General features: G+C 73.3%; 24 protein-coding genes. 4 read left to right on the top strand and 20 right to left on the bottom strand.

Annotation, left to right across the window (positions count from 1 at the left end; all coding sequences use genetic code 11):
* Positions 1 to 54: 54 nt before the first annotated feature.
* Positions 55 to 1,338, bottom strand: coding sequence for an adenylosuccinate synthase (locus ACFC1X_RS18980; RefSeq protein ID WP_376355076.1), 1,284 nt, complete (start codon positions 1,336 to 1,338; stop codon positions 55 to 57).
* A gap of 185 nt (positions 1,339 to 1,523) precedes the next feature.
* Here ACFC1X_RS18980 and ACFC1X_RS18975 point away from each other — a divergent pair, with 185 nt between their 5' ends.
* Entirely contained in the window at positions 1,524 to 2,435 is a 912-nt protein-coding gene (locus ACFC1X_RS18975; protein WP_376355074.1) for a diacylglycerol kinase family protein, read from the top strand.
* Positions 2,436 to 2,559: 124 nt separating this feature from the next.
* On the opposite strand, the gene ACFC1X_RS18970 is transcribed toward ACFC1X_RS18975, so the two are convergent.
* Positions 2,560 to 3,066 (bottom strand): GbsR/MarR family transcriptional regulator, encoded by a 507-nt coding sequence (locus ACFC1X_RS18970; protein WP_376355072.1) that lies wholly within the window; start codon positions 3,064 to 3,066, stop codon positions 2,560 to 2,562.
* Positions 3,067 to 3,139: 73 nt separating this feature from the next.
* Here ACFC1X_RS18970 and ACFC1X_RS18965 point away from each other — a divergent pair, with 73 nt between their 5' ends.
* From ACFC1X_RS18965 to ACFC1X_RS18955, 3 genes are all read left to right on the top strand, one after another.
* Complete coding sequence (locus ACFC1X_RS18965) at positions 3,140 to 4,054, top strand: ATP-binding cassette domain-containing protein (RefSeq protein WP_376355070.1); 915 nt, start codon at positions 3,140 to 3,142, stop codon at positions 4,052 to 4,054.
* Complete coding sequence (locus tag ACFC1X_RS18960) at positions 4,051 to 5,688, top strand: ABC transporter permease (RefSeq protein WP_376355068.1); 1,638 nt, start codon at positions 4,051 to 4,053, stop codon at positions 5,686 to 5,688. The genes ACFC1X_RS18965 and ACFC1X_RS18960 overlap by 4 nt, the downstream gene beginning before the upstream one ends.
* Positions 5,689 to 5,788: 100 nt before the next feature.
* Positions 5,789 to 6,004 carry a hypothetical protein gene (locus ACFC1X_RS18955; protein ID WP_376355066.1) on the top strand — a complete coding sequence of 72 codons (216 nt, stop codon included), beginning with the start codon at positions 5,789 to 5,791 and terminating at the stop codon, positions 6,002 to 6,004.
* Here ACFC1X_RS18955 and ACFC1X_RS18950 read toward each other — a convergent pair.
* The 18 genes from ACFC1X_RS18950 to ACFC1X_RS18865 all read right to left on the bottom strand — a co-directional run bounded on the left by ACFC1X_RS18950 (position 5,987) and on the right by ACFC1X_RS18865 (position 25,041).
* The gene (locus ACFC1X_RS18950; protein ID WP_376355064.1) at positions 5,987 to 7,210 is read right to left on the bottom strand and encodes a cytochrome P450; all 1,224 of its coding nucleotides are present in this window, start codon (positions 7,208 to 7,210) and stop codon (positions 5,987 to 5,989) included. The two genes, ACFC1X_RS18955 and ACFC1X_RS18950, sit on opposite strands and share 18 nt — an antisense overlap.
* Positions 7,211 to 7,282: 72 nt before the next feature.
* Positions 7,283 to 7,957 carry a response regulator transcription factor gene (locus tag ACFC1X_RS18945; RefSeq protein ID WP_122616757.1) on the bottom strand — a complete coding sequence of 225 codons (675 nt, stop codon included), beginning with the start codon at positions 7,955 to 7,957 and terminating at the stop codon, positions 7,283 to 7,285.
* Positions 7,954 to 9,384, bottom strand: a complete 1,431-nt coding sequence (locus ACFC1X_RS18940) for a sensor histidine kinase (protein ID WP_376355175.1) — start codon at positions 9,382 to 9,384, stop codon at positions 7,954 to 7,956. The genes ACFC1X_RS18945 and ACFC1X_RS18940 overlap by 4 nt, the downstream gene beginning before the upstream one ends.
* A 26-nt stretch (positions 9,385 to 9,410) precedes the next feature.
* Positions 9,411 to 10,097 (bottom strand): response regulator transcription factor, encoded by a 687-nt coding sequence (locus ACFC1X_RS18935; RefSeq protein ID WP_307013939.1) that lies wholly within the window; start codon positions 10,095 to 10,097, stop codon positions 9,411 to 9,413.
* Entirely contained in the window at positions 10,094 to 11,482 is a 1,389-nt protein-coding gene (locus ACFC1X_RS18930; protein ID WP_376355062.1) for a sensor histidine kinase, read from the bottom strand. The genes ACFC1X_RS18935 and ACFC1X_RS18930 overlap by 4 nt, the downstream gene beginning before the upstream one ends.
* Positions 11,475 to 12,941, bottom strand: coding sequence for an acyltransferase (locus ACFC1X_RS18925; RefSeq protein ID WP_376355060.1), 1,467 nt, complete (start codon positions 12,939 to 12,941; stop codon positions 11,475 to 11,477). Before ACFC1X_RS18925 ends, ACFC1X_RS18930 begins: the two co-directional genes overlap by 8 nt.
* Positions 12,934 to 13,923: an alpha/beta hydrolase gene (locus tag ACFC1X_RS18920; RefSeq protein WP_376355058.1), complete on the bottom strand. Its 990-nt coding sequence runs from the start codon at positions 13,921 to 13,923 to the stop codon at positions 12,934 to 12,936. The genes ACFC1X_RS18925 and ACFC1X_RS18920 overlap by 8 nt, the downstream gene beginning before the upstream one ends.
* Before the next feature lie 153 nt (positions 13,924 to 14,076).
* Positions 14,077 to 14,976: an alpha/beta hydrolase gene (locus ACFC1X_RS18915; protein ID WP_376355057.1), complete on the bottom strand. Its 900-nt coding sequence runs from the start codon at positions 14,974 to 14,976 to the stop codon at positions 14,077 to 14,079.
* Positions 14,977 to 15,250: 274 nt separating this feature from the next.
* The gene (kynU, locus tag ACFC1X_RS18910; protein WP_376355055.1) at positions 15,251 to 16,483 is read right to left on the bottom strand and encodes a kynureninase; all 1,233 of its coding nucleotides are present in this window, start codon (positions 16,481 to 16,483) and stop codon (positions 15,251 to 15,253) included.
* Complete coding sequence (locus ACFC1X_RS18905) at positions 16,476 to 17,291, bottom strand: tryptophan 2,3-dioxygenase family protein (RefSeq protein ID WP_376355053.1); 816 nt, start codon at positions 17,289 to 17,291, stop codon at positions 16,476 to 16,478. Before ACFC1X_RS18905 ends, kynU begins: the two co-directional genes overlap by 8 nt.
* A gap of 145 nt (positions 17,292 to 17,436) precedes the next feature.
* Entirely contained in the window at positions 17,437 to 17,850 is a 414-nt protein-coding gene (locus ACFC1X_RS18900; protein WP_376355052.1) for a DUF3151 domain-containing protein, read from the bottom strand.
* Positions 17,851 to 18,123: 273 nt separating this feature from the next.
* Positions 18,124 to 19,578: an MFS transporter gene (locus ACFC1X_RS18895; RefSeq protein WP_376355050.1), complete on the bottom strand. Its 1,455-nt coding sequence runs from the start codon at positions 19,576 to 19,578 to the stop codon at positions 18,124 to 18,126.
* Positions 19,579 to 19,655: 77 nt separating this feature from the next.
* The gene (fbaA, locus tag ACFC1X_RS18890) at positions 19,656 to 20,687 is read right to left on the bottom strand and encodes a class II fructose-bisphosphate aldolase (RefSeq protein WP_376355048.1); all 1,032 of its coding nucleotides are present in this window, start codon (positions 20,685 to 20,687) and stop codon (positions 19,656 to 19,658) included.
* A gap of 134 nt (positions 20,688 to 20,821) precedes the next feature.
* The gene (gene pyrE, locus ACFC1X_RS18885) at positions 20,822 to 21,370 is read right to left on the bottom strand and encodes an orotate phosphoribosyltransferase (RefSeq protein ID WP_376355046.1); all 549 of its coding nucleotides are present in this window, start codon (positions 21,368 to 21,370) and stop codon (positions 20,822 to 20,824) included.
* Between the two features lie 10 nt (positions 21,371 to 21,380).
* Positions 21,381 to 22,169 (bottom strand): aldose 1-epimerase, encoded by a 789-nt coding sequence (locus ACFC1X_RS18880; protein ID WP_376355044.1) that lies wholly within the window; start codon positions 22,167 to 22,169, stop codon positions 21,381 to 21,383.
* Between the two features lie 58 nt (positions 22,170 to 22,227).
* Positions 22,228 to 23,070, bottom strand: coding sequence for an SRPBCC domain-containing protein (locus ACFC1X_RS18875; protein ID WP_376355042.1), 843 nt, complete (start codon positions 23,068 to 23,070; stop codon positions 22,228 to 22,230).
* Between the two features lie 52 nt (positions 23,071 to 23,122).
* Positions 23,123 to 23,872, bottom strand: a complete 750-nt coding sequence (locus ACFC1X_RS18870; protein ID WP_376355040.1) for a response regulator — start codon at positions 23,870 to 23,872, stop codon at positions 23,123 to 23,125.
* Entirely contained in the window at positions 23,869 to 25,041 is a 1,173-nt protein-coding gene (locus ACFC1X_RS18865; protein WP_376355038.1) for a sensor histidine kinase, read from the bottom strand. Before ACFC1X_RS18865 ends, ACFC1X_RS18870 begins: the two co-directional genes overlap by 4 nt.
* Positions 25,042 to 25,163: the final 122 nt, after the last annotated feature.

Genomic DNA, 25,163 nt, shown 5'->3' with positions numbered 1-25,163 from the left:
CCGTCGCCCTACGTCCGCGGACTCCCGCGGTTTCCTACAGCCGCCCACAGTGTCCTACAGGAACGAGTTGACCTCGATCGTCTCGTCCCGGCCCGGGCCCACGCCGATCGCGGAGATCGGGGCGCCGGACATCTCCTCCAGCGCCTTCACGTACGCCTGGGCGTTCTTCGGCAGGTCGGAGAAGGACTTCGCCTTGCTGATGTCCTCGCTCCAGCCCGGCAGCATCTCGTAGACCGGCTTCGCGTGGTGGAAGTCGGACTGCGAGTACGGCAGCTCCTCGACGCGCCTGCCGTCGATCTCGTACGCCACGCAGACCGGGATCTGCTCCCAGCCGGTGAGGACGTCGAGCTTGGTGAGGAAGAAGTCGGTGAGGCCGTTGACGCGGGTGGCGTAGCGGGCGATCACCGCGTCGAACCAGCCGCAGCGGCGGTCGCGGCCCGTGGTGACGCCCCGCTCGCCGCCGATGCGGCGCAGGGCCTCGCCGTCCTCGTCGAACAGCTCGGTCGGGAAGGGACCGGCGCCGACGCGGGTCGTGTACGCCTTGAGGATGCCGATGACCCGGCTGATCTTCGTCGGGCCCACCCCGGCGCCGGTGCAGGCGCCGCCCGCGGTCGGGTTCGACGAGGTGACGAAGGGGTACGTGCCGTGGTCGATGTCGAGCAGCGTGCCCTGGCCGCCCTCGAAGAGGACCACCTTGTCGTCGTCGAGGGCCTGGTTGAGGACCAGGACGGTGTCGGCGACGTACGGGGCGAGCTTGTCCGCGTAGGCCAGCAGCTCCTCTACGACCTGGCCGGTGGCGATCGCCCGGCGGTTGTAGAGCTTGGTGAGCATCTGGTTCTTGACGTCGAGCGCCGCCTCGACCTTCTGGGTGAGGATCGACTCGTCGTAGAGGTCCTGGACGCGGATGCCGACGCGGTTGATCTTGTCGGCGTAGGTCGGGCCGATGCCGCGGCCGGTGGTGCCGATCTTGCGCTTGCCGAGGAAGCGTTCCGTCACCTTGTCGACGGTCACGTTGTACGGCGTGATGATGTGCGCGTTTCCACTGATCAGGAGCTTGGACGTGTCGACGCCGCGCTCGTTCAGCCCGCTCAGCTCGGAGAACAGGACCGACGGGTCGACAACGACACCGTTACCGATGACCGGCGTACAGCCGGGAGACAGGATTCCGGAAGGGAGCAGGTGAAGGGCGTACTTCTGATCGCCCACGACTACCGTGTGGCCGGCGTTGTTGCCGCCCTGGTAGCGCACCACATAGTCGACCGAACCACCGAGCAGGTCCGTCGCCTTTCCCTTGCCTTCGTCACCCCACTGAGCACCGAGCAGCACAAGTGCGGGCACGCGCGTACACCCCTTCCGGGCGGGGCATGTCCAAGGTCGAGGGCGTACGCGGCGGTCTTGAGCCACGTACACCGCGACCGTCGTTGGCCGCCAACCGTCGGACCGGATGCCCCGGAATAGACGAAGCCCCTGGCGCAATAGCGCAAGGGGCTCTTGCACAAAGATGCTACCCGAGGAAGCGAGGCATGGCCGAGGTGGCGACTTCCGCGAGCTCTTCCGCGAACTCTTCCGCTAGGTCCGACCAGCTTCTGGTGGTCGTCGATCCGGTCGCCCGGCGGACCGACGGGGAGTCCGTCAGGATCGCGAAAGACGTGCTCAGCGCGGGTGCGGCCGGTACGAAGGTGTGTCTGCCGGACGGTCCGGAGGAGTTCGCGCGGGCGCTCGGACGGCGTGGTTCGCGGCGGCCCGTGGTGGTCGGTGACGACCGCGCGCTGCTGCGGGCCGTCGGCCTGCTGCACCGGCGGCGGGAGCTGACGGGGTGCGCGCTGTCGGTGGTGCCGGTGGGTTCGGCGCTGGGCCTCGCCCGGTCCCTGGGGCTGCCCACCGGGGCGGTGGCGGCGGCCCGGGCTGTGCTGGACGGCGCGGAACGGCGTCTGGACCTGCTCGTCGACGACAGCGACGGGGTGGTGCTGGGGGCGGTGGGGATTCCGCCGGTCGCCTCCGGCGGTCCTGAGGAATACGGCGAGGACGTGGTGCGGGGGGAGTCCGGGGTGGGGCGCCCTTGGCTGCGGACCTGCCAGTCGCTCGTGCGGACTCTCGCGTCCTCGCGTCCCGCCCGGGCCGCGGTGGTGCCGGGGGTGGGCGGGGCGGCCCGGCTGCGGGTGGAGGTCGACGGGGAGACGCTGGTGGATCTCGATCAGCCGGTCGAGGCGGTGTCCTTGATACCGGGTCCTGCGGGGATGGCAGTGGTGGAGGTGCGTCCACTGCCCGTGGGGGCGGAGTCGGCGCCGGTTCCGCTTACGGGGAGTGGGCGCACGGTGACTGTGTCGGGGGCGCACTTTCGCTATCGCGCGGATGCGGTGGTTTCTGGGCCGGTGCGGACTCGGACGTGGACGGTGCGGGAAGGGGCGTGGGGGTTGACGTTGCCGGTGGGGTAGGCGCCTCGGCTTCGCCTTCGGCGTTCGTTGTTCCCACCCGCACCACCCGTGCGGCAATCGTTGTCGGGTGCGGGTGGCCCCTGTGGGGGGTCCTCGCCGTCGGCGGCTGTCGGTTCGGGGGTGGTCAGGGGGTGCCGAAGACCTTTTCCCGGTGGGTGCGCCAGCGTTCCATCATCGCGGTGATCTCGCCGTCCACGAACTCGAAGAACGCCAGCGTCTCCGACATGCGGCGGCCCGCGGGGGTCTCCGCGCCCAGGCTCGCGACGCCCTCGCGCAGGGCGCTCTCCCAGCGCTTGATGATGGCCTCGCGGTTGGTGAGGGCCTCGTACCACTGGTTGCTGTGCACCCGGTACCGCTCCCGCCGGGAGCCGGGTTCGCGCTCGCGGGAGACCATGCGCTGCTGCGACAGGTAGCGCACGGCGCCGGAGACGGCGGCGGGGCTGACCTGGAGGCATTCGCCCAGTTCGGCCGAGGTCAGCGAGCCCGAGTCGGAGGCCAGCAGCGCGGCGAAGACCCGGGCCGGCATCCGCTGCATCCCCGCCTCGACGAGCTGGGCCGCGAAGCCTTCGACGAACTTCGACACCGCCTCGGGGTCGCGCCCCGCGCCCCCCGTCTCCGCTGCTTCGCTCATTCCTCGATCATCCCTCACATCCTGACGTTTTCTTAACTTCACAGATTTGTGAAACAAGTGTACTTTCCGAATCATGACGAAGGCAATCAGCGTCTCCGGACTCCACAAGTCGTTCGGGCGGACGCACGCGCTGGACGGGCTCGACCTGGAGGTCGAGACGGGCGAGGTGCACGGCTTCCTCGGACCCAACGGCGCCGGCAAGTCCACCACCATCCGCGTCCTGCTCGGCCTGCTGCGCGGCGACTCCGGCGCCGCCCAGGTGCTCGGCCGCGACCCGTGGACCGACGCCGTGGAGGCGCACCGGCGGATCGCCTACGTGCCCGGCGACGTGACCCTGTGGCGCAATCTCTCCGGCGGCGAGGTCATCGACCTCTACGGGCGGCTGCGCGGCGGCCTGGACAAGGCGCGCCGGGCGGAACTGGTCGAGCGGTTCGAGCTGGACCCGACCAAGAAGGGGCGTACGTACTCCAAGGGCAACCGGCAGAAGGTCGCGCTCGTCGCCGCCTTCGCCTCCGACGTCGACCTGCTGATCCTCGACGAACCCACCTCCGGACTCGACCCGTTGATGGAGGAGGTCTTCCAGCGGTGCGTGGCCGAGGAGCGCGAGCGCGGCCGGACGGTGCTGCTCTCCTCCCACATCCTCAGCGAGGTCGAGGAGCTGTGCGACCGCGTCAGCATCATCCGCAAGGGGCGGACCGTGGAGAGCGGCTCGCTCGCCGAACTGCGCCACCTGACCCGCACCAGCGTGAGCGCCGAACTCGCCGGCCCGCCCAACGGGCTGGCCCACCTGCCCGGGGTGCACGACCTCGACGTCCAGGGCCACCGGGTCCGGCTCCAGGTCGACACCGACAAACTGGACGCCGTACTCCGGTCGCTGAGCGAGTCGGGCGTGCGGTCGCTGACGTCGACGCCGCCGACGCTGGAGGAGCTGTTCCTGCGGCACTACCAGGCCGAGGGTGCCGTCGGCGAGGAGGTGGCGGCGCGATGACCGCCACCGCCGCTCTCGGGGTACGGCCGGGCGGCTCGCGCCAACTGGCCGGTACCGGCACACTGCTGCGGTTCGCGCTGCGCCGGGACCGGGTGATGATCCCGGTCTGGGTCGCGGTGAACGCCCTGATGGTCCTGTCCATGCCGGGCACCATCGAGGGCCTGTACGGCACCGCGGCCGAACGCGCCGACCTGGTGCGGCAGATGGAGACCAACTCCTCGCTGCGCGCCATGGTCGGCCCGCTCTTCGACGACAGCCTGGGCGCCCTCACCGCCTGGCGGGTCGGTGTCTACGCCGCCGCGCTCGCCGCCGTGACGAGCCTGCTCGTCGTCGTGCGGCACACCCGTGACGAGGAGGAGAGCGGACGGCAGGAAGTGGTCGCCTCGGGCATGGTCGGCCGCCGCGCCTCGCTGACGGCGGCCCTGCTCACGGCGGCGGTCACGAACACCGCCCTCGCACTGCTCGTGATCGCCGGACTGGCCGGACAGGGGGCGGCCGGAGCGGTGGCCTTCGGGCTGGGCGTCGCGGGTGTCGGGATGCTCTTCGCGACCATGGCGGCGATCGTCGCCCAGCTGACCGAGAGCGCGCGGCTGGCCCGGGGGCTGACGGCCGGGGTGCTGGGCGCGGCCTTCGTGCTGCGCGCCGCCGGTGACTCCGCGACGGATGGGGGTACCTCCCAGGCTTTAGGCACTGGGGGAGGTTCGTCGGTGCTGACGTGGCTGTCGCCGTTGGGGTGGCTGGAGAACCTGCGCCCCTTCGCCGACGAACGGTGGTGGGTGCTGGCGCTGATCGCCGGGGCGGCGGTGGTGCAGGGCGTGGTGGCCTACGGGCTCGCCGGGCGCCGGGACCTCGGCATGAGCTTCCTGCCGACCCGGCCGGGACCGGCCACCGGGCGCCTGGCGACGGCCGGTGCGCTGGCCTGGCGGCTGCAGCGGGGCAGCGTCCTCGGCTGGAGCGTCGGCTTCTTCCTCGCCGGGCTCGTGTACGGCGGGATGACGGAGGGCGCGGTGGACCTGGTCGGGGACAACGAGCAGGCCCGCGGGATCATCGAGCGGATGGGCGGACAGGCCGGGATCACCGACGCGTTCGTGTCGGCGATGGTCGGGATGCTCGGGCTGGTCGCCGCGCTCTACGTCGTGGCGTCGGTACTGCGGCTCAGCGGCGAGGAGACGTCCGGGCGCGCGGAGCCGGTACTCGCGGGCGCCGTGGGGCGGCTGCGGTGGGCCGCGGGACACCTCGTCGTCGCCTTCGGCGGCGCGGCGCTCATCATGCTGCTCGCGGGCGCCGGTTTCGCGGCCGGCTACGGGCGGGACGCCGGGACGATCCTCGGCGCGTGCCTCGTGCAGCTGCCCGCGGTGTGGGTGATCGGCGGGGCGGCGGTGCTGCTGCACGGGGTGCTGCCGCGGGCCGCGGTCGCCGCGTGGGGGATCGCGGGAGCGGTGCTGCTGCTCGGCTGGGTGGGACCGGCGCTGGACGTGCCGCGGGCGATGCTGGACGTCTCGCCGTTCGGGCATCTGCCGAAGCTGCCGGGCGGGGAGATGAGCTGGTCACCGGTGCTGGTGATGCTGCTGATCGCGGGGGTGCTGGTGGCGGCGGGGCTGGCGGGGCTGCGGAGGCGGGACGTGAGTACCTGAGCCGGGGCGGCGAACCGGAGGGCGGGCCGACGGCGTCCTGATCGGCATGAAGCGAGATGCGGTGACGTGTGGTGGGTGTGTGGTCTCGGCGGTGGGGGCCGTGGGGGCCGTGTGGCTGTGGGGGGCGTCCGATCGCACGCAGCGGCATCTGGGCAACAAGTTCGAGAACAACGGGCAGGACTTCGGCGCCGTCCTCGTCGAACTGCCTCTCGTGGTGATCGTCGGCGTGGTCCTGCCCGGGCTGGTGTGGGGGCTGGGCGCCTGGGTGCTCACGCGGCGGGAGCGTGGTCGCGGGCGCTCAGAGGTGCACGGGTAGTCCCGTCAGGCCCCGCATCACGAAGTTCGGCCTCCGCTCCGGCTCCGCCGCAGGGCGCAGCGTCGGGGCGCGCTCCAGCAGGGACGTCATGGACGCCGCGAGTTCGATCCGGGCGAGCGGCGCGCCGATGCAGTAGTGGATGCCGGCGCTGAAGGAGATGTGCGGGTTGTCCCGGCGGGTGAGGTCGAGGCGGTCCGGGTCGGTGAACACCGCCGGGTCGTGGTTGGCGGAGCCGAACAGCATCGCCACCTCCGCGCCGCGCGGGATCGTCGTCCCGTCGATCTCGATCTCGTCCAGCACCCAGCGCTCGAACATCTGGAGCGGGGTGTCGTAGCGCATCAGCTCCTCTACCGCGGTCGGGACGAGGGAGTGGTCGGCGCGCAGGGCCGCCAGCTGGTCCGGGTTCTGGAACAGGGCCAGCCAGCCGTTGGCCGTCGCGTTCACCGTGGCCTCGTGACCGGCGTTCAGGAGCAGCACGCAGGTCGAGATCATCTCCTGCTCGGTGAGGCGGTCGTCGTCCTCGTCGTGGGCCGCGATCAGACCGGAGATGAGGTCCTCGCCGGGTTCCTTGCGGCGGGCCGCGATCAGTCCGCGCAGGTAGTCCGAGAAGTCGAGCGAGGCGCGGACCGCCTTCGCCGCGGTCTCCTCGGACGGGTTCAGCTCGTACATCCCGCAGATGTCCGCGGACCAGGGCCGCAACGGTGCCCGGTCGGCCTCCGGGATGCCCAGCATCTCGGCGATCACCGCGACCGGCAGCGGCTCGGCCACGTCGGTGAGCAGATCGCCGCCGCCCGCCGCCACCACCCCGGCGACCAGGTCGTCCGCCAGCGCGCGCACGTACGGCTTCAGCCGCTCCACCGTGCGCGGCGTGAACGCCTTCGACACCAGGCGCCGGATCCGGGTGTGGTCCGGCGGCTCCAGGTCGAGCATCCCGTGGTCGTTGAGCGTGTGGAAGGGCTCCTGCTCCGGCGGGGGCGGGGTGCGGCCGAACTCCTCGTGCGAGAACCGGTGCTGGTAGGTCCGGCCCAGCCGCCGGTCGCGCAGCAGCGCCGAGACGTCCGCGTGGTGCGGGACCAGCCACTGGTCGCTCGGCTCGTAGTAGTGCACCCGGCCCCGGTCCCTCAGCTCGGCGAAGGCGGGGTAGGGGTCGGCGACGAACGCGGGGTCCCACGGGTCGAAGCGTGCGGGGCTGTCGATGGCGGCCATGGACGGACGCTAGCCGGTGGCATCGGCGCTGACCAGAGGCCGACGGCCCGCCGCTGCCGCGCCCGGCGGGACCTAGCCCGGGGTCACCAGCCGTGCCTCGTAGGCGAACACCGCCGCCTGGGTGCGGTCTCTGAGGCCCAGCTTCACCAGGATGCGGCTGACGTGGGTCTTGATCGTCGACTCGGCGACCACCAGGCGTTCGGCGATCTCCGAGTTCGACAGGCCCTGCGCGATCAGTACCAGGACCTCCGTCTCCCGTTCGGTCAGGTCCCCGTAGGCCGCCTGTGCCGAGGGCATCAGGCGCGGGGCGTCGGAGAGCTTGGAGAACTCGGTGATCAGGCGCTTGGTGATCGAGGGCGCGAGCAGGGCCTCGCCGGCCGCGACCACCCGGACGCCGTCGGCGAGCTGGCGGGCGGAGGCGTCCTTGAGGAGGAAGCCGGAGGCGCCCGCGCGCAGCGCCTGATACACGTACTCGTCGAGGTCGAAGGTGGTCAGCACCAGGACCTTCGACGTGCCGTCGGCGGCGACGATCTCCCGGGTCGCCTCGATGCCGTTCAGCTCCGGCATGCGGATGTCCATCAGGACGACGTCGGGGGCGAGTTCGCGGACCCGGTCGACCGCCTCCCGGCCGTTGACCGCCTCGCCGACGACCTCGATGTCCGGCATCGCGTTGAGCAGGACCGAGAAGCCCTCGCGCACCATCATCTGGTCGTCCGCGATCAGTACCCGGATCGTGCGGCCGGTCATGCGTCACCCTCGCTCGGTGCGGTGACCGGCAGGAACACCGCCACCTCGTAGCCCCCGTCGTCGGTCGGGCCGGCCGTCATCTCGCCGTTCAGCATCGAGACGCGCTCGCGCATGCCGGTGACTCCGTGTCCGGCGCCGGGCGACGGCTTGACCAGGGTGTTCTGCGGGATGGCGGTGTTGACTATGCGCAGGCCCAGGCCGCCCAGGACGTAGGAGACCTCCACGCGGGCCGTCGCGCCGGGCGCGTGCCGCAGGGTGTTGCTCAGCGCCTCCTGCACGATCCGGTACGCCGACAGCTCCACGCCGGGCGGCAGCTCGCGCACCGCGCCGGTCACCGCCTTCTCCACACCAAGGCCGGCCTCGCGGACGTTGGCGAGCAGGGCGTCCAGGTCGGTGAGCGTGGGCTGCGGGGCGTCGGGGGCCTCGTAGTCCTCGGCGCGGACGACACCGAGGACGCGGCGCAGCTCGGTGAGGGCGGCCACCGCGTTCTCCCGGATGGTGGCGAAGGCACGCTCCAGCTCCTCCGGCGGATTCTCCACCCGGTAGGGCGCGGCCTCCGCCTGGATGGCGACCACCGACATGTGGTGGGCGACCACGTCGTGCAGCTCACGGGCGATGTTGGTGCGCTCCTCCAGCAGGGTGCGCCGGGACCGCTCGTGCGCGGTGACCGTCTGCTGGGCGGTCACCTGCTGGCGGGCGTCGCGGCGGATGTGCCAGAGCGAGATCGCGAGCAGGGCGAAGGCGTTGAGCAACAGCAGGGGTGCGGAATTGCCGCCGTACTGGCCCGGGCTCCACAGGGACTCGTTGAAGAAAGCGTAGGCCGCGGTGATGACCCACATCCACACAGCGGTGCGCGGGCGGGTGCGTATCGCCACGATCACCAGCACGGCGGTGTGGCACATGAACGCCCCCGGCAGCCACGGCCAGTCCCCCCAGCTGCTGCCGAGCAGCGCCGCCAGGGGCGTGGCCACCATGGACATCCAGAAGGCGCCGACCGGCCGGACCAGGGTGGCCAGCACCGGGACCGCGCTCACCAGGCCGCTCAGCAGGGTCCACTGACTGCTGTAACCGCCCACCAGGCCGCCGTAGAAGCACAGCAGCGCCGCGCCGGCCACCGCCAGGTACGGAACGCGGGCCGCGTACGGCCGCATCCGTGCGGGCAGGCGGCGGACCCACGGGGCGTCCGGGGCCGTCTTGGACAGCGGGCGGTAGGCGAAGGCGTCGTGGAACAGGTCCTCGCGCAGGCCGCTCAGGGCGTCCTTGGCCAGCCGGTACTCGGGGCTGCGGGTCGCGCTCGCGTCGCCGGGGGGCGTGCTACCCGTCTGGGTCGTCTCGGTCACGTTGCCACGGTAGGCGGCGGCGCGAGGTGCCGTCGTCACCAGTGAGAGGGGTCCTTCGGCATCCGCCTCAGGTACTACGGGGGCCAGGGACGGTCCGCGCGCGTCCATCGGAATCAGTACCCCGAGGGCCGCACGAGGCCCGACTCGTACGCGAACACGGCCGCCTGGGTGCGGTCCCTGAGCCCCAGTTTCACCAGGATGCGGCCCACATGGGTCTTCACCGTCTGCTCGGCGACCACCAGGCGCTGGGCGATCTCCGCGTTCGACAGGCCCTGTGCGATCAGGGCGAGCACCTCCGTCTCCCGCTCGGTCAGCTCACCCACGCGGGCCTTCAGCGGGGCGCGCGGCCGGTCGTCCAGCCGGGAGAACTCCGCGATCAGCCGGCGGGTGATGCCCGGCGCGAGCAAGGCGTCCCCGGACGCCACCACCCGGACCGCCTCGGCGAGCTGGTCGGCGGACGCGTCCTTCAGCAGGAACCCGGAGGCACCGGCCCGCAGCGCCTCGTAGACGTACTCGTCGAGGTCGAAGGTGGTCAGCACCAGCACCCTGATCTCCGGGGTCGCCCCGGTGATCAGGCGGGTGGCCTCGATGCCGCCCAGCTCGGGCATGCGGATGTCCATCAGGACGACGTCCGGGGCCTGTTCGGCGACCTTGGCGACGGCGTCCAGGCCGTCCACCGCCTGCCCGATCACCTCGATGTCCGGCTGGGTGTTGAGCAGCACGGTGAATCCCTGCCGGACCATCTGCTGGTCGTCGGCGATCAGGACACGGATCACGCGCCCGTCGCTGCTGGTCGTCATCGGGTGTCGTCCTCGGGGATGTGGTGGGCGGAGGGTTCTTCGGTGACGGCGGGTTCGTCGCTGACGGCGGTTTCGGCGGCGTCGACCGGCAGGAACGCCGCCACCTGGTAGCCGCCGCCCGGCAGTGCGTGCGCGGTCAGGCTGCCGTCGAGCATCGCCACCCGCTCCCGCATGCCGAGCAGCCCGTGCCCCGCCCCCTGCGACGGCGCCGGGGCCCGCTTCGGGCGGGTGTTGGAGACCTCCACGCGCAGCCCGATCGGGAGGTGCGTGAGGTGGACCCGGGCGGTCGCGCCGGGCGCGTGCCGCAGGACGTTGCTGAGCGCCTCCTGCACGATCCTGTACGCCGACAGCTCCACGCCGGGCGGCAGGGGCCGGCGCGTGCCGCTCGTCGCGGTGGTGACGGTCAGCCCGGCGGCCCTGGTGTTCTCCACCAGCGCGTCGAGCCGGTCGAGGGTGGGCTGCGGGGCGTGCGGCGCGGGATCGCCGCCCTCGGACGCCTCCAGTACGTCGGGGTGCTCGGAGCGCAGCACGCCCAGCACCCGGCGCAGCTCGGTGAGCGCCTCCAGCGCGTTCTGCCGGATGCCCGCGAGGTTCTCCCTCAGCTCGTCCGGCGGGTTCTCGACGAGGAGGGGGGCGACCTGGGCCTGGATGGAGATCACCGACATGTGGTGGGCGACCACGTCGTGCAGCTCGCGCGCGATCCGGCTGCGCTCCTCCAGCAGGGTGCGCCGGGCCCGCTCCTCGGCGGTGAGCGAGGTCTGCTGCGCGAGTTCCGAGCGCGCCTCGCGGCGGCCGCGCAGGGCGATGCCGAGGACGACGACGACCGTGAACAGGATGACGGCGAGCTGACCGGTGGGCTGGTAGTTCCGCGCACCTATCAGTCCCTGGAGGATGTACGTGGCCAGCGCGCTCAGGGCCAGAACCTCCACCGCAACGCGCGTACGAACCCGCAGGGCGAGCAGCAGCAGGACGAATAGATGAGCGATCAGTCCGGCCGAGGTCCAGGGCCACACGAACTGGTAGGCCTCACGTTGCATCAGCACCGCAGAAGCTCCGACCGCTGTGGCCGCCAGCGACAGCCACCACGCGGGGACCGGCCGCCACAGCGCAAGAATCATCGCGGCGGCCTGTCCGAGCGCGATAAGAAAGGCGAACTCCGGGCTGAGCTTGCTGTGATCGTTGAGCTGAGCGGCGTCACCGATCAGCACCCCGACCGCCGCCAGGCACACGATCCCGTGCGGCAGCCAGCGCAGCCACACCGACGGCGGCAGCGGATCCGCCCGCCAGGTCCACAAGTCGTCGTGCAGCACCCTCAGCACGCGCTCGACGCGGCCCCAGGCCGTCCGCCGCTCCCCCCGTCGCTTCACGGGCCCCACCCTAGACATGACGTGCACCCGCCGTCCTCGTCCGGTCGTCCGGGCAGTGGGCCCGGACGATCTTGGAACGGCGCCGGGCGCCACCGCGCTCGCAGGAGCGGAACGCGGCCCAGCAGCCCGCCAGGACCAGCGCGAACACCGGGAGCCAGGCGATCCGGGCCGCGACCCAGTCCAGGCCGTCGGGGCGCGTGTGCAGGCCGGGCAGGCGGCCCAGGAGGAGGCTGCCGGCCGTGGTCGCCATCAGCGCCGTCTGGTGCCAGAGGAAGATCGTCATCGCGGAGAGATTGACCAGGGCGACGGCCGCCCACGCCACCGGCCGCCGCATCGCGCGTCGCAGCCGGTCGCGCGGCAGCAGGGCGAGGCCGCACTGCGCCAGACCGAAGGTGACGGCGGCCAGGGTCGGCGGATTGAGGTTCGACACCGCGGCGCCCGGGACGCCGACCATGGAGGCCGGATAGCCCGCCCAGGCGACGAGCGCCGCGGTCGCCGCCGTACCACCGGTGAGCAGGATCCAGCCGGCGCGGCGGCGGTTCAGGGGGTGTCGCCTGGATCCTGCCGGGGTCGCGGGGCCTGGCACGCACATCTGCCGCGTTGTCGTCGGTTGCCAGGGCTCCGCCCTGTCGCCCTCCTCCGCCTTGCAGCTGCACGCACCAGACCCCGCTCGGGCCGGGCACAAGGCACCGTTGTCTGGAGTCGGCCTGATCCAGGCGACACCCCCTAGTTCGCCGCGGGTCCAGGCGGCGCCGAGGGTGAAGGGGACCAGCCAGCCGGCCGCGAGGTTGAGCCAGCCGAGCCAGGACGGGGCGCCGAAACCGAAGCGCAGCAGGTCGACGTGGAGGACGACGACCAGCGGCCACAGCGGGCTCAGCCGCGTCAGCAGCGGTGTCGCCGCCGTCAGCGCCGCGAAGACCAGCAGGAACCACATCGGGGACAGGGCCAGCTTCACCAGCGTGTGGACGGTGCCGAACTCCGCGCCCGTGAGGAGCAGCAACCCGGCGGTCACCGTCCACAGGCCGAGGACGGCCAGGACCGGTCGGAAGAGCCGGGAGAGGCGGGCGGACAGCCAGCGGCCGTAGGACTCGCCCCGGGCGCGGGCGGACGCGTAGCCACGGGTGGCGACATGGCCGCCGACCAGGAAGAACACGGCGAGGGTCTGGAAGGCCCAGGAGACCGGGGCCAGCCAGGGCATGTCCCGCAGCGGGCTGGCCGCGCGCAGGCTGTTGCCGTCGGCGACCAGGGCCGTCACCAGCCAGTGCCCGAGGACCACCCCGAGGATGGCGAGGGCGCGCAGGGCGTCGACGGCGCGGTCCCTCGACGCGGGCGTGGCGGCGTCGATCCGGCCGGCGGCGCGGAACAGGCTCCGCCGGGCGGCGGCACCCGGCCACCGGGTGGAGGCGTCCTGCGGTGGGCTCGGCCGGGTCTCCGGCCTCTCCAGCGTCGCTCGGACCGCTCGGGTCACGTCAGTCATGGGTCACCTCCGTGGTCTCGCCCAGGGCGATCCGGGCCAGGTTCGTCAGGGAGAGGGAGCCGGGGTCGAAGTAGTCGCTGTGGCCGCCGTCGCCGGCGTCGAAGACCCGGGCGCCGAACTCCGGGGAGACCGGGTCGGTGCCGAAGCCGACGGTGGTGCCGAACAGCCCGGTGCTGAGGTGCGGAACGTGCTCCACCCAGTCGTCGTCGCCCCGCGCCGCCCAGATCCGGGCGCCGGTGCGCAGGCCGGCGGCCGTGTCGGCGCCGGTGCCCGGGCTGCCGAGCAGGGCGATGTCGGAGACGTCGAGGCCGTCGGCGGCGCGGGCGCAGACGACCGAGCCGTAGGAGTGGCAGAGGAGGGTGAGGCGGGTGCCGGGCCCGGTGATCCGGCGCAGGTCGGCGACGAGGGCGCGCAGCTTCGGGGCGGCCCGCTCGGCGCGGCCGGTCGTGGCGACGGTGGTGCTGATCGTGTCCGGCGTCTCGTACCCCAGCCAGGCCACGACCGCGGTGCGGGTCCCGGCGGGCGCCTGCGCGACGAGTTGCCGGTGCAGCGCGACGGCGGCGGCGCGGAACCGGCCGTAGGTGTCGAGGCCGGTGTCGGAGCCCGGGACCAGGACGGCGACGCGGTCGGCGTGCGCCAGGTCGCCGAGTACCTCGGTGGCCAGTCCGGCGCCCCGGCCGTCGAAGGCGAGGAAGCGCCGGGAAGGGTCGGCCATCGCACGGTCGGCCGCGGCGCGGTGACGGTCGCCGTGGTCGGCGGCCATCCGGGACGCCTCCGCGGCGTTGGTCCGGTGGGCGGCGTACGTCTCGGCCAGCGTGGCGGCCGTCGGCGCCGGCGGCTGGGCGGGGGGCGGGGCCGGGATCCGGGGCTGCGCGGCACCGGAGAGCGGGAGGACCACGGCACCGGTGATGAGGGCCGCGCACACGGCGCGGGGCCACCTGCCCGCGTGCCGCCGCCAACGTACCGCCGTACCGGGCCACATGGCCGCTCCCCTCCGGCACGCCCGCCCATCGGGCCCGCCTGCAAGGGAAGTTATGAATCGGACCGGGTAACCCGCGTCCCGCCAGGGAACTCACCTGGCGGGTAGCTCTCAGGTATTACGGGTACGACGTCTGACGCCGGTCCTCGCCGGGTCTCACCACGCCAACTGCGCGATCTCCTCCGCCACCACCGCGCACGCGTCCGCCGCCGGGTCGATCAGCGGGAAGTGGCCGACGTCCTCCAGCAAGGTCACGCCCACCACCTCCCCGGCCTTCGCCGCCGCGTCGGCGTACGCCTCGGCGACCGCCTGCGGCACGTCCACGTCGGCACGGCCCTGGACCAGGGTCGTCGCGATGCCGGTGGGCAGCAGCAGGGCGGGGTCGGCGTAGGGACGGCGTTCGGCGAACCGGTCGCCCCCGCCCAGGAACTGGCGGGCCGCTCCCCCGCACACGTCGAGCTTGTCGGCGACCTCGAAGTCCGCGATCGGCGCGAGCGCGACCACGCCCCGCAGCGGCGCCGGGCGGTCGGTGCGCCAAGGGGCGTCGGCGGGCAGCAGGTGCCGGGCCGCCGCCCACAGGGCGAGGTGACCGCCGGCGGAGTGGCCGGTGAGCACCGTACGGCGCGCGTCGGCCCGCGGGAGGTGCCGCCGCACCAGCCCGGGCAGCGCGTCCAGCGCGGCGGCCACGTCGTCGAGGGTCTCGGGCCACCGCCCCGCCACGGGCCCGCCCGTACCGGCGTCACCGCCCTCCGCACCGCGCCGGTACTCCACACTCGCCACGGCGAAGCCCCGTTGCGCCAGGAACCCGGCGAACGGGCTGACGTGCCGGCGGTCGTACGGCGCCCGCCACGACCCTCCGTGCAGGACCACCACGACGGGAGCGGCGTCGCCCGGCCCCGCGGCGGCACGCGGCGCGTAGAAGTCGATCACCTGGTCGGGGTGGTCGCCGTACCCGGCCGTGCTGTCGGGATCCACCGCCGGGTGCGCGAAGGCCGATTTCTCCTCCGCGGCGTTCCTCGCGGCAGCGGTGCCCGGTTCTGCGGCGGCGTCCGGCATGCTCAACCTCTCGGCGAAGGAACGGTGTTGGCGGACCGGATGAGTGGAAATCGGCCGTTGGCCGGACGTTATCAGGCCGATGACGTGCGCGGACATGGGGATGTGACGCTGGGTGAGGACCAAACGATTCGCCCGGCCCCCACCCTTCACCCGCGGGTGACGTCACCACTCCCGCGCGTCACCCCGGCGTCGCACCCGCGCGTCACCCCGGCGTCGTTCCCGCGCGTCACCCCGGCGTCGTTCCCGCGCGTCACCCCGGCGTCGTTCCCGCGCGTCAGCCCAGCGTCCGCGCCAGCACCCGGGCCGCTCGCTCCACGTCCGCGAAGCCGACGTACAGCGGTGTGAAACCGAAGCGCAGGACGTCCGGCGCGCGGAAGTCGCCGACCACGCCGCCCTCGATCAGCCGCTTCATCACCTCGCCCGCGTCGTCGCAGCGCAGGGCGACCTGGCTGCCGCGCTCCGCGTGCGCGGCCGGGGTCACGGACTCCACCCGGCCGCCGGGGACGTACTCCCCGACGCAGTGCAGGAAGAAGTCCGTCAGCGCCAGCGACTTGGCCCGCACCGCCGCCACCGAGACGCCGTCCTCGTCCCACACGTCCAGCGCCGCGTCCAGGGCGAGCAGGGAGAGGATGTCCGGCGTACCGACCCTGCCGCGCACCGCTCCGGACGCCGGGGCGTACGCGGAGCGCATGCCGAACGGCTCGGCGTGCGAGTTCCAGCCCGGCAGCGGGGAGTCGAAGCGGGGCTGGAGGTCGCGGCGCACGTACAGGTAGGCGGGCGAACCGGGGCCGCCGTTGAGGTACTTGTAGGTGCAGCCGACCGCCAGGTCGACGCCGTGCTCGTCGAGCCCGACCGGCAGCGCGCCCGCGCTGTGGCACAGGTCCCAGACGGCGTACGCCCCGCACGCGTGCACCGCGCGGGTGAGCGCGGGCAGGTCGTGCAGCCGGCCGGTGCGGTAGTCGACGTGGTTGAGCAGGACCGCGGCCGTGCGGGCGCCGAGGGCGGAGGGCACCTCGGCCGGGGTGACGGGGCGCAGCGCGCAGCCCGTCATCCGGGCCGCCGACTCGGCGATGTACCCGTCCGTGGGGAAGGTGGTGGCGTCGACGAGGATCTCGTCCCGGCGCGCACCGCCCCCGTCGCCCGCGTCACCCCCGTCCTCCTGGGCCATGCGCACGGCGGCGACGAGCGCCTTGAAGACGTTCACGCTGGTGGAGTCGCCCACCACGATCTGCCCGGCCGCCGCGCCGACCAGCGGTGCGATCCGGTCGCCGATCCGCTCGGGCGCGGTCCACCAGCCGCTCTCCTCCCAGGAGCGGATGCGCAGCTCGCCCCACTGGCGGCGGACGACGTCGTCCACGCGCGCGGGCACGTGCGCGGGGAGGGCGCCGAGCGAGTTGCCGTCCAGGTACGTCACGTCGTCGAGGACGAACCGGTCGCGCAGCGCGGCCAGCGTGTCGGCGGCGTCGAGGCGCCGCGCCTCACCCGCGAGGTCCATGGGCTCAGACATAGGACCGCGCCGTCCACAGCTCGGGAAACACGTTGCCCCGGGCCCGCTTCTCCAGCCAGGCCACCCCGGCGGAGCCGCCCGTGCCGGTCTTCGAGCCCATCGCGCGGCGGGTGGCGACCAGGTGGTCGTTGCGCCAGCGCCAGACCAGTTCGGCGACGTCGGTGAGGGCCTCGCCGAGGCGGGCCAGCTCGCCGTTCTGGTCGCCCTTGTAGACGGCCGTCCAGGCGGCCTCCACCTCGGGTGCCGCCTCGTACTTCCGGGTGACGTCCCGCTGGAGCACGGCGTCCGGTATGTCGTACCCGCGCCGGTCGAGCAGCCGGACCACCTCGTCGTACATGCTCGGCTCGTGCAGCGCCTTCTCCAGCTCCGCGTGGACGCGCGGGGCGCCGCGGTGCGGGACGAGCATCGAGGCGGACTTGTCGCCGAGCAGGAACTCCATGCGGCGGTACATCGCCGACTGGAATCCGGAGCCCTCGCCGAGGGCGGCCCGGTAGGAGTTGAACTGGGCCGGGGTGAGCTGCCCCAGGGGCGTCCAGGAGGCGTTCAGCGCCTCCAGCTCCCGCACCGAACGCTTGAGCGCGTCGGTCGCCACCGGGATCCGGTCCTCGCGCAGGGCGCGGGCGGCGGTCTCCCATTCGTGGACGATGACGGTGAACCACAGCTCCATGACCTGGGTCGTGACCAGGAAGACCATCTCTCCGGGATCGTCGGAGAGGGTGTGCTGGAGATGGGTGAGCACGTCCGCCTGGACATAGTCCTCGTACGGCGTGCTGCCCTCGAAGTCGAGATTCGGGGCTTCGTGGGACATCGCTGTCTCCTGATGTGCACGGGTAGCGGTCCGCCCTGCCGTTACCGGCACGGGGCCCCGGTCCCCGATGGCATCCTCCGCAATCGTCGCAGGAAACCGCAAGGCCCGCCCGCGCACGGCGGGCGGGCCGGGGGTGTTCCGCGCTCTAGCCGAGCACCTCGGCCGCGGCGGGCGAGGAGTCCTTCAGGAACTGGGCGCAGCGCTCGTACTCCTCCTTCTCGCCGATCGCCTGGGCGGCGCGGGCGAGGGCGTGCAGGGCGCGCAGGAAGCCGCGGTTCGGCTCGTGCTCCCAGGGCACCGGGCCGTGCCCCTTCCAGCCGCTGCGGCGCAGGGCGTCCAGGCCGCGGTGGTAGCCCGTACGGGCGTACGCGTACGACTCCACGACGCTGCCCCGTTCGAACGCCTCGTCGGCCAGGCGGGCCCAGGCGAGGGAGGACGTCGGGTACTTCGCGGCGACGTCGGCGGGGGAGGTGCCGCTCGCCAGCAGTTCGCGGGGCCCGGGGTCGTCGGGGAGGTGGGTCGGGGGCGGTCCCCCGAGGAGGTTCTCGTGAATGGACATGGGACAAGTCTGCGGCATGGGTGTGATGGGGTGCGTTGTCGGTTGCGGGTGCGGTGTCGGCTGCGGGTGCGCTGTGGCTGGTCGCGCAGTTCCCCGCGCCCCTTAGCGGCGCGATCCGGTCGTCGGCACAGGGCGGCACCCGGCGCGGGCGGGCGGGATCCCGTGCGTCCAGGTGCGTTGTCGGCCGCGCGTGCGCTGGGGCTGGTCGCGCAGTTCCCCGCGCCCCTTAGGGGCGTGACCGGGGCGTCGGCACCCGGCCCCAGCGGCGTATCGCTACGTGCTGCGCTCGCCCTCCAGGGGTGGGGTCAGGATTGAGCCGTGGGTGTGGCATTCGGGGCGGCGGCAGTCTGGGGGTGGGCGGCTGATCGTCGTGAACGCGATTGTTGAGCCCGCCACCAGGACGGCCGCGCAGATCAGCATCGCCGGGCCGAAGGCGTCGTCGAAGGCCCGTGCCGACCGGTAGGCCTCCTCGCCCATGCCGGTGAGCAGCGGCAGCGCGGCCACCGCGACGAGCCCGGCCGCGCGGGCCGCGGCGTTGTTGATGCCGCTGGCCAGTCCGGCGCGCGCGGTGTCCACGGCGGCCAGCACGCTCGCCGTCAGCGGCGCGACCAGGGTGACCATGCCGAGGCCGAGGACGAGGAGGGCGGGCAGTACGTCGGTGAGGTAGGAGGCGCCGGGTCCGACGCGCAGCATCAGCACCATCCCGGCCGCGCACAGCAGCGGACCCACGGTGAGCTGGAGCCGGGGGCCGAGCCGCTCGGACAGCTCGCCGGAGCGGGCGGAGAGCAGCAGCATCAGGACGGTGGTCGGCAGCAGCGCCGTACCGGCGGCCAGCGCGGACCAGCCGACCACGACCTGGAGCTGGAGCGCGGCCAGGAAGAAGAAGCCGCCGAAGGCCGCGTACACGCACAGCGTGACCACGTTGATCGCGGTGAACCGGCGGGAGGCGAAGACGTCCAGCGGCAGCATCGGGTCCGTGCGGCGCCCCTCGACCACCACGAAGGCCACCGCCGCGGCCACTCCGGCCACCGCGCTGAGCGCCACCGCCCAGGACGCGGTGCGCGCCTCGATCAGCGCGTACGTGAGCAGCGCGAGGGCCGCCGCGCCGAGGACCGCGCCGAGCACGTCGAAGCGCGCGTGGGCACGCTCGTCCGAGGACTCCGGTACGTGCCGCAGCGCGATCGGCGCGCACAGCAGGGCCAGCGGGACATTGAGCAGGAACACCCAGCGCCAGCCCGGCCCGTCCACCAGCCAGCCCCCGAGGAACGGCCCCACCGCCGCGCCGACGCCCCCGAAGCCCGACCACAGGCCGACCGCGCGGCCCCGGTCGTCGGGGTGGAAGGAGGCCTGGATGAGGGCGAGGGAGCCCGGCGTGAGCAGCGCACCGCCGATGCCCTGGAGGGCGCGGGCGGCGATCAGGACCCCGGCGTTCGGCGCGAGGCCGCACAGCAGGGAGGCGACGGCGAACCACAGCACGCCGATGACGAAGATCCGGCGGCGGCCGAACCGGTCGCCGAGCGCGCCGCCGAGGAGGATCAGCCCGGCCAGCGTGACCATGTAGGCGTTGACGGTCCACTGGAGGGCGGCGAGGTCGGCGTCGAGGTCGCGCCCGATGCGGGGCAGCGCGACGTTGACGACGGTCGAGTCCAGCAGGGCCATGCTGGAGCCGAGGACGGTGGTCAGCAGGATCCACTTGCCTTGCGGTGAGGCCAGCCGGACGTCGGGCATGACCCAGGTATACAGCGAGCCCGGCGCGTTCGGCGCCGGGCTCGCTGCACGTCTCGCGGCCGGGTGACCGCCGGGGACTACTTGATCCGCGTACCGGCGGACCGCAGGTGACCGCAGGCCTCGACGACGCGCGCGGCCATGCCGGCCTCGGCCAGCTTGCCCCAGGTGCGCGGGTCGTAGGTCTTCTTGTTGCCAACCTCGCCGTCGACCTTCAGGACTCCGTCGTAGTTGCGGAACATGTGGTCGGCGACCGGACGCGTGAAGGCGTACTGGGTGTCCGTGTCGAGGTTCATCTTCACCACGCCGTTGTCCAGCGCGGTGGCGATCTCCTCGGCGGTGGAGCCGGAGCCGCCGTGGAAGACGAAGTCGAACGGCTTGGAGCCGGCCGGCTGCCCGTACTTCGCGGCGACGCCCTCGTTCAGCTCCTTGAGCAGGTCGGGGCGGAGCACGACGTTGCCCGGCTTGTAGACGCCGTGCACGTTGCCGAAGGAGGCGGCGAGCAGGTAGCGGCCCTTCTCGCCGAGGCCCAGGGCCTCCGCGGTGCGCAGCGCGTCGTCGACCGTGGTGTAGAGGGAGTCGTTGATCTCGTGCGAGACGCCGTCCTCCTCGCCGCCGGTCGGGGTGATCTCGACCTCCAGGATGATCCTGGCGGCGCGGGCGCGCTCCAGCAGCTCGGTGCCGATGGAGAGGTTGTCGGCCAGGGTCTCCGCGGAGCCGTCCCACATGTGGGACTGGAACAGCGGGTCGCGGCCGGCCTTGACGCGCTCCTCGGAGACGGCGATCAGGGGGCGGACGTACCCGTCGAGCTTGTCCTTCGGGCAGTGGTCGGTGTGCAGCGCGATGTTCACGTCGTACTTCGCGGCCACGATGTGCGCGAACTCGGCGAGGGCCACGGCGCCCGTCACCATGTCCTTGCTGTGCTGGCCGCCCAGGAACTCGGCACCGCCGGTGGAGATCTGGACGATCCCGTCGCTCTCCGCCTCGGCGAAACCGCGCAGGGCCGCGTGCAGCGTCTGGGAGGAGGTCACGTTGATGGCCGGGTAGGCGAACTTTCCTGCCTTCGCCCGGTCCAGCATCTCGTTGTAGACCTCGGGAGTTGCGATGGGCATCTGTCCGCTCCTTGTATGTGCGGGTGGGCTCGGCTGCTGCTTATGGCCCTGACCTAGGACTGGGGGGCGACGTCATCGTCGGCCCCATCCTTCCAGACGGACCGGGAATACCCGAGTGGGCCCGGGAGTGGGCCTCAGTCCAGGTCCAGCTCGTCCTTGTCGTACGCGTACAGGTACGGCACCCCCGCGCCGTCCTGGATCTTCTCGGCGGCGCCCGTCGCGCGGTCGACGATGGTGGCGACGGCGACCACCTCGGCACCGGCCGCGCGCACGGCCTCGACGGCGGTGAGCGGGGAGCCGCCGGTGGTGGAGGTGTCCTCGACGACCAGGACGCGGCGGCCCGCGATGTCCGGGCCCTCCACCTGGCGCTGCAGCCCGTGCGCCTTGGCCGCCTTGCGGACCACGAACGCGTCCAGCCTGCGGCCCCGCGCGGCGGCGGCGTGCAGCATGCTCGCGGCGACCGGGTCGGCGCCCATGGTCAGCCCGCCCACCGCGTCGAACTCCAGGTCGTCGGTCAGCTCGAGCAGCACCTGCCCGACCAGCGGCGCGGCCTCGCCGTCCAGGGTGATGCGGCGCAGGTCGACGTAGTAGTCGGCCTCAAGACCCGAGGAGAGGGTCACCTTGCCGTGCACCACGGCCTTGTCCTTGATCTGCTGCAGCAGCGCCGCACGTACGTCCGTCATGTACGCCAGCTTAAAGGCGCCGCCAGGCCCAGGTCGTCGTGGCCTCCAGCGGCTCCAGGGGCGTGACCAGGCGGGGGAGGGTGTTCAGGCCGTTGGGCGGCCCGGTCTGCGGCTCCACGCAGACGGCGGCCTCCTGCTCGTCGTAGACCACGACCCACTGCTCGCGGCTGGTCACCTTCAGCTCCAGCCGCTCCGGCCAGGTCAGGGTGACGTCGACGCCGTCCGGCATGCCGAAGCAGTCGTCCCAGGGGCCCGGCTTCGGGTCGGCACGGTCGCCGGTCGGCAGGTGGTCGTCGCCGCGCTCCTCCTGCCAGGCGGGGTCGAAGCCGATCGCGACGGCCGCCCCGTCGAGGGTGCGGTTGAACCACGGGTGCCAGCCGACCTGCGCCGGGAAGGACGAGTCGTACGTCTCCACGGCCATCGTCAGCGTCAGCGCGTCCTCGGTGAGGGCGATCACCTGGGTGACGCGGCCGGTGTAGGGCCAGGGGTCGGCCAGGTCGTACGTGATGACCGCCTCGTCCGCGGTGACGCGGGCGGTGCGCCAGGCGGCGTCCCGCGCGGTGCCGTGGATGGCGTGCGGCGGGGAGTTGAGCGGCATCTGATGGACGGCCGCGCCGTCCCGGAAGCGGCCGTCGCGGATGCGGCCGCACCAGGGGACCATCGGGAAGCAGCCGTAGCGCTCGCCCTGGCGGAGCAGTTCCGTGCCGCCGACGCGGAGTCCGCCGATCCGGCCGCCGTTGCCCGGCAGCACGGTCGCCTCCGCGTCACCCGCGGTCAGCGTGATGGGTTCGTTACTCACGCCACGACCCTACTGGGGCGATCAAGGGCGCCCCGTTACGCGGGGTCCGGGAGGACGTTCAGCGGCGCTTGCGCAGGGCGCGGCCCACGACGATCGCCCCGGCCACGACCACGGCCGCGGCGGGGGCGGCCCAGCGCAGGGGGGCACCGGCGACGCCCGCCTGGGGTGCGGGGACGGGGGCGTACCGGCCGCGCGGCGGGGCGTGGTCCACCTCCTCGGCGCTGCGGCCGATCATCGTGCGGCGCGCGTGGGCTGCCTCGGCGGGGGGTTCGACCACGTCGGGGGCGGGGGTCTCCGGGGCGGCAGGGGTGGCTGGGGTCTGCGGGGCGGCGGCTCGGCCCTCGTCCGCGCCGTCCGTGTCCTCCGCCTCGTCCGCGTCGCCCGCGCCGTCCGCCTCGTCCGCGCCGTCCGCGTCCTCCGTGTCGAGGGAGGGCGGCGGGACCTCGGTGTCGAAGACGGAGGCTGGCGCCTGCTCCTCGGCCGCCGCCGTGCCCAGGTTCTCCGCGAACCGGGTCAGCAGGCGGGTCGTGGCCGAGGTCACCGACTCCTCGGGCAGCTCCGTGACCCGCCCGTCCGCGGTGGCCGTCCCGGCGAGGACGAGCGTGGCGCCGCCCTCGGCGTCCCGGACGGAGAGGGTCAGCGCGACCGTGGCCGCCCCGGTGCCGCGCGACTCGGTGGCGTCGCCCTCGACGGCGTACGTGCCGTCCGGGCGCGCGGACAGACGCAGCGAGCCCCGGTAGGTGATGGAGTGGCTGCCGATACGCACCTTCAGCCGGCCCGCGACGGGCTCGGCGCCGGCGTCCTGCTGGAGCCCCGGAACCGCCCGGGCGACCCGGACGGGGTCGGCCAGCACGTCCCTGAGCCGCTCGGCCGGAACCGGAACGAACACCTCATGCTCCATGTCACGGCACCCTACCCAGCGGGCGCCCGGAGCACCCCCCGTCGGCACAAAGTCACCCGGCGTCCCCCGCGCTCCCCGGCGTCACCAGACCCGTCTCGTAGGCCACCACGACCGCCTGGGCCCGGCTGCTCAGGCGCAGCTTGGACATCGTGCGGTTGAGGTGGGTCTTCACCGTGGCCTCGCTGATGAACAGGCGGTCGGCGGCCTCGGCGTTGCTCAGTCCGCGGCCCACCAGGCCCAGGACCTCCGCCTCGCGCGAGGTCAGCGTCGCCAGCCCGGGCGGCGGAGCGGCGTCCGGCGGGTCCGTGCGGGCCGGGTCCGACATCCGCGTGAACGCCTCGACCAGGCGCCGGGTGACCGCGGGGGCGAACAGGGAGTCGCCGCCGTGCACCGCGGCGACCGCGGCCAGCAGCCGTTCGGGGCCCGCGTCCTTGAGCAGGAAGCCGGAGGCGCCGGCGCGCAGGGCGCCGTACACGTACTCGTCGAGGTCGAAGGTGGTCAGGACGAGGACGCGGGGCGCGGGGTCCGTCGCCTCGGCGAGGATCCGCTCGGTGGCCTGGATGCCGGTCATGCCGGGCATGCGGATGTCCATCAGGACGACGTCCGGCCGGGTGCGCGCGGCCAGTGCCACCGCCTGCGCGCCGTCGGCCGCCTCGCCGACGACCTCCATGCCGGGGGCGGCGCGCAGCAGTGCGGCGAGGCCGCTGCGGACGAGGAACTGGTCGTCGACGACGAGCAGCCGCACCGGACGGTTTCCCGGCCCGTCGGTCGTCTCGTCCCTCGGGTGCTCTGGGTCGGTCATTCCCTGACGGTGTCTCCCCGGCGTGCGGTCCGTACCGGCGTCGGCAGGGTCAGGAGCACGCCGAATCCCCCCTCGCCGCGCGGGCCGACGACGATCGTCCCGCCGTAGAGCTTGGCCCGCTCCCGCATCCCGATCAAGCCGTGGCCGCCGCGCTCGGCGATTGTGTCCGAATCCGCCCCCTCCCGCGGCCCGTCGGCACGTCCGTCATCGGTGACCGACACCGTCACCTCGCCCGCGCGGTAGGCGAGTTCGACGGTGGCGTCCGCTCCGGGGGCGTGCTTGAGCACGTTGGTGAGCGCCTCCTGCACCACCCGGTAGACGCACAGCTGCATGCCGGACGGCAGTGGGCGCGGCGCACCCGTGACTCGCAGTTCCACGCGCACGCCGCCGGCGCGCACCCGGGTGACCATCTCGTCCAGCTGGTCGAGGCCCGGCGCGGGGGCGGAGTCCGCGCCCTGGACGCCTTCGGCGCGCAACAGGCCGAGCATGCGGCGCAGTTCGGCCAGGGCCTCGCCGCTCGCGCCCTCCACGGTGTCGAGGGCGGTGCGCGCGGTGCGGGCGTCGGAGTGGAAGACGAAGCGGGCGAGGCCGGTCTGGACGTTGATGACGGCGATGTGGTGGGCGACGACGTCGTGCAGCTCACGGGCGATCCGCACGCGCTCCTCGGCCACCTCGCGCCGGGCCCGGTCGGCCTGTTCGGCACGGAGCTGGCGGGTGAGTTCGGCGGTCCGGCGGGCGACGTACCCGAACCGCCAGAGCACCAGCGGGAATCCGACGGCCTGCCCCACCACGGACGCCATCGCCTCGGCACCGGCGACCACCCCGGCGTAGATCCAGACGCCCGCGAGCAGGGCGGCGCAGGCGGCGGCGGTGCGGGTGGGGCGCAGGGAGGCGACGGTGTAGAGGGCGAGCATGGGACCGAAGGAGCCGACGACGGGCCAGTAGCCGAGGGTGACGTACAGCGCCCAGCAGGCGTGGACGGTGAGGCAGACGGTGACGGGGGCCCGGGTGCGCAGGGCGAGCGGGAGGGTCAGCAGGGCGACGAGCGACCAGGCGCGCGGATCGAGCGCGGGCCACCCCTGGGCGACGGCCTCGGTGCCGAGCAGGACGGCAACGGTCGTCAGCGCCGCGGCGATCAGGCCGTCGGCCGCCAGGGGATGCAGGCGCATTGCCGCAGCGTAGGTCCACCGCCCGGCGTCGGCGTCATCCTTTCGCGGTACCGCGGAAGTTGCAGGAACCGGCCGGGTACCGCGGCGGGTTGGGTTCCGTCTCCACCCACGGCCCGATTCCG

Source organism: Streptomyces sp. NPDC056128 (assembly GCF_042263835.1).
Taxonomy (GTDB): Bacteria; Actinomycetota; Actinomycetes; order Streptomycetales; family Streptomycetaceae; genus Streptomyces.
This window is presented reverse-complemented; position numbering and strand designations above follow the sequence as displayed.

Excerpts from the sequence above, each read along its gene's own strand:
- ACFC1X_RS18975 (WP_376355074.1), top strand. The coding sequence starts at position 1,524 with ATGGCCGAGGTGGCGACTTCCGCGAGCTCTTCCGCGAACTCTTCCGCT.
- ACFC1X_RS18970 (WP_376355072.1), bottom strand. The coding sequence starts at position 3,066 with ATGAGCGAAGCAGCGGAGACGGGGGGCGCGGGGCGCGACCCCGAGGCG.
- ACFC1X_RS18965 (WP_376355070.1), top strand. The coding sequence starts at position 3,140 with ATGACGAAGGCAATCAGCGTCTCCGGACTCCACAAGTCGTTCGGGCGG.
- ACFC1X_RS18960 (WP_376355068.1), top strand. The coding sequence starts at position 4,051 with ATGACCGCCACCGCCGCTCTCGGGGTACGGCCGGGCGGCTCGCGCCAA.
- ACFC1X_RS18950 (WP_376355064.1), bottom strand. The coding sequence starts at position 7,210 with ATGGCCGCCATCGACAGCCCCGCACGCTTCGACCCGTGGGACCCCGCG.
- ACFC1X_RS18945 (WP_122616757.1), bottom strand. The coding sequence starts at position 7,957 with ATGACCGGCCGCACGATCCGGGTACTGATCGCGGACGACCAGATGATG.
- ACFC1X_RS18935 (WP_307013939.1), bottom strand. The coding sequence starts at position 10,097 with ATGACGACCAGCAGCGACGGGCGCGTGATCCGTGTCCTGATCGCCGAC.
- ACFC1X_RS18930 (WP_376355062.1), bottom strand. The coding sequence starts at position 11,482 with ATGTCTAGGGTGGGGCCCGTGAAGCGACGGGGGGAGCGGCGGACGGCC.
- ACFC1X_RS18925 (WP_376355060.1), bottom strand. The coding sequence starts at position 12,941 with ATGACTGACGTGACCCGAGCGGTCCGAGCGACGCTGGAGAGGCCGGAG.
- ACFC1X_RS18920 (WP_376355058.1), bottom strand. The coding sequence starts at position 13,923 with ATGTGGCCCGGTACGGCGGTACGTTGGCGGCGGCACGCGGGCAGGTGG.
- ACFC1X_RS18915 (WP_376355057.1), bottom strand. The coding sequence starts at position 14,976 with ATGCCGGACGCCGCCGCAGAACCGGGCACCGCTGCCGCGAGGAACGCC.
- kynU (WP_376355055.1), bottom strand. The coding sequence starts at position 16,483 with ATGTCTGAGCCCATGGACCTCGCGGGTGAGGCGCGGCGCCTCGACGCC.
- ACFC1X_RS18905 (WP_376355053.1), bottom strand. The coding sequence starts at position 17,291 with ATGTCCCACGAAGCCCCGAATCTCGACTTCGAGGGCAGCACGCCGTAC.
- ACFC1X_RS18900 (WP_376355052.1), bottom strand. The coding sequence starts at position 17,850 with ATGTCCATTCACGAGAACCTCCTCGGGGGACCGCCCCCGACCCACCTC.
- ACFC1X_RS18895 (WP_376355050.1), bottom strand. The coding sequence starts at position 19,578 with ATGCCCGACGTCCGGCTGGCCTCACCGCAAGGCAAGTGGATCCTGCTG.
- fbaA (WP_376355048.1), bottom strand. The coding sequence starts at position 20,687 with ATGCCCATCGCAACTCCCGAGGTCTACAACGAGATGCTGGACCGGGCG.
- pyrE (WP_376355046.1), bottom strand. The coding sequence starts at position 21,370 with ATGACGGACGTACGTGCGGCGCTGCTGCAGCAGATCAAGGACAAGGCC.
- ACFC1X_RS18875 (WP_376355042.1), bottom strand. The coding sequence starts at position 23,070 with ATGGAGCATGAGGTGTTCGTTCCGGTTCCGGCCGAGCGGCTCAGGGAC.
- ACFC1X_RS18870 (WP_376355040.1), bottom strand. The coding sequence starts at position 23,872 with ATGACCGACCCAGAGCACCCGAGGGACGAGACGACCGACGGGCCGGGA.
- ACFC1X_RS18865 (WP_376355038.1), bottom strand. The coding sequence starts at position 25,041 with ATGCGCCTGCATCCCCTGGCGGCCGACGGCCTGATCGCCGCGGCGCTG.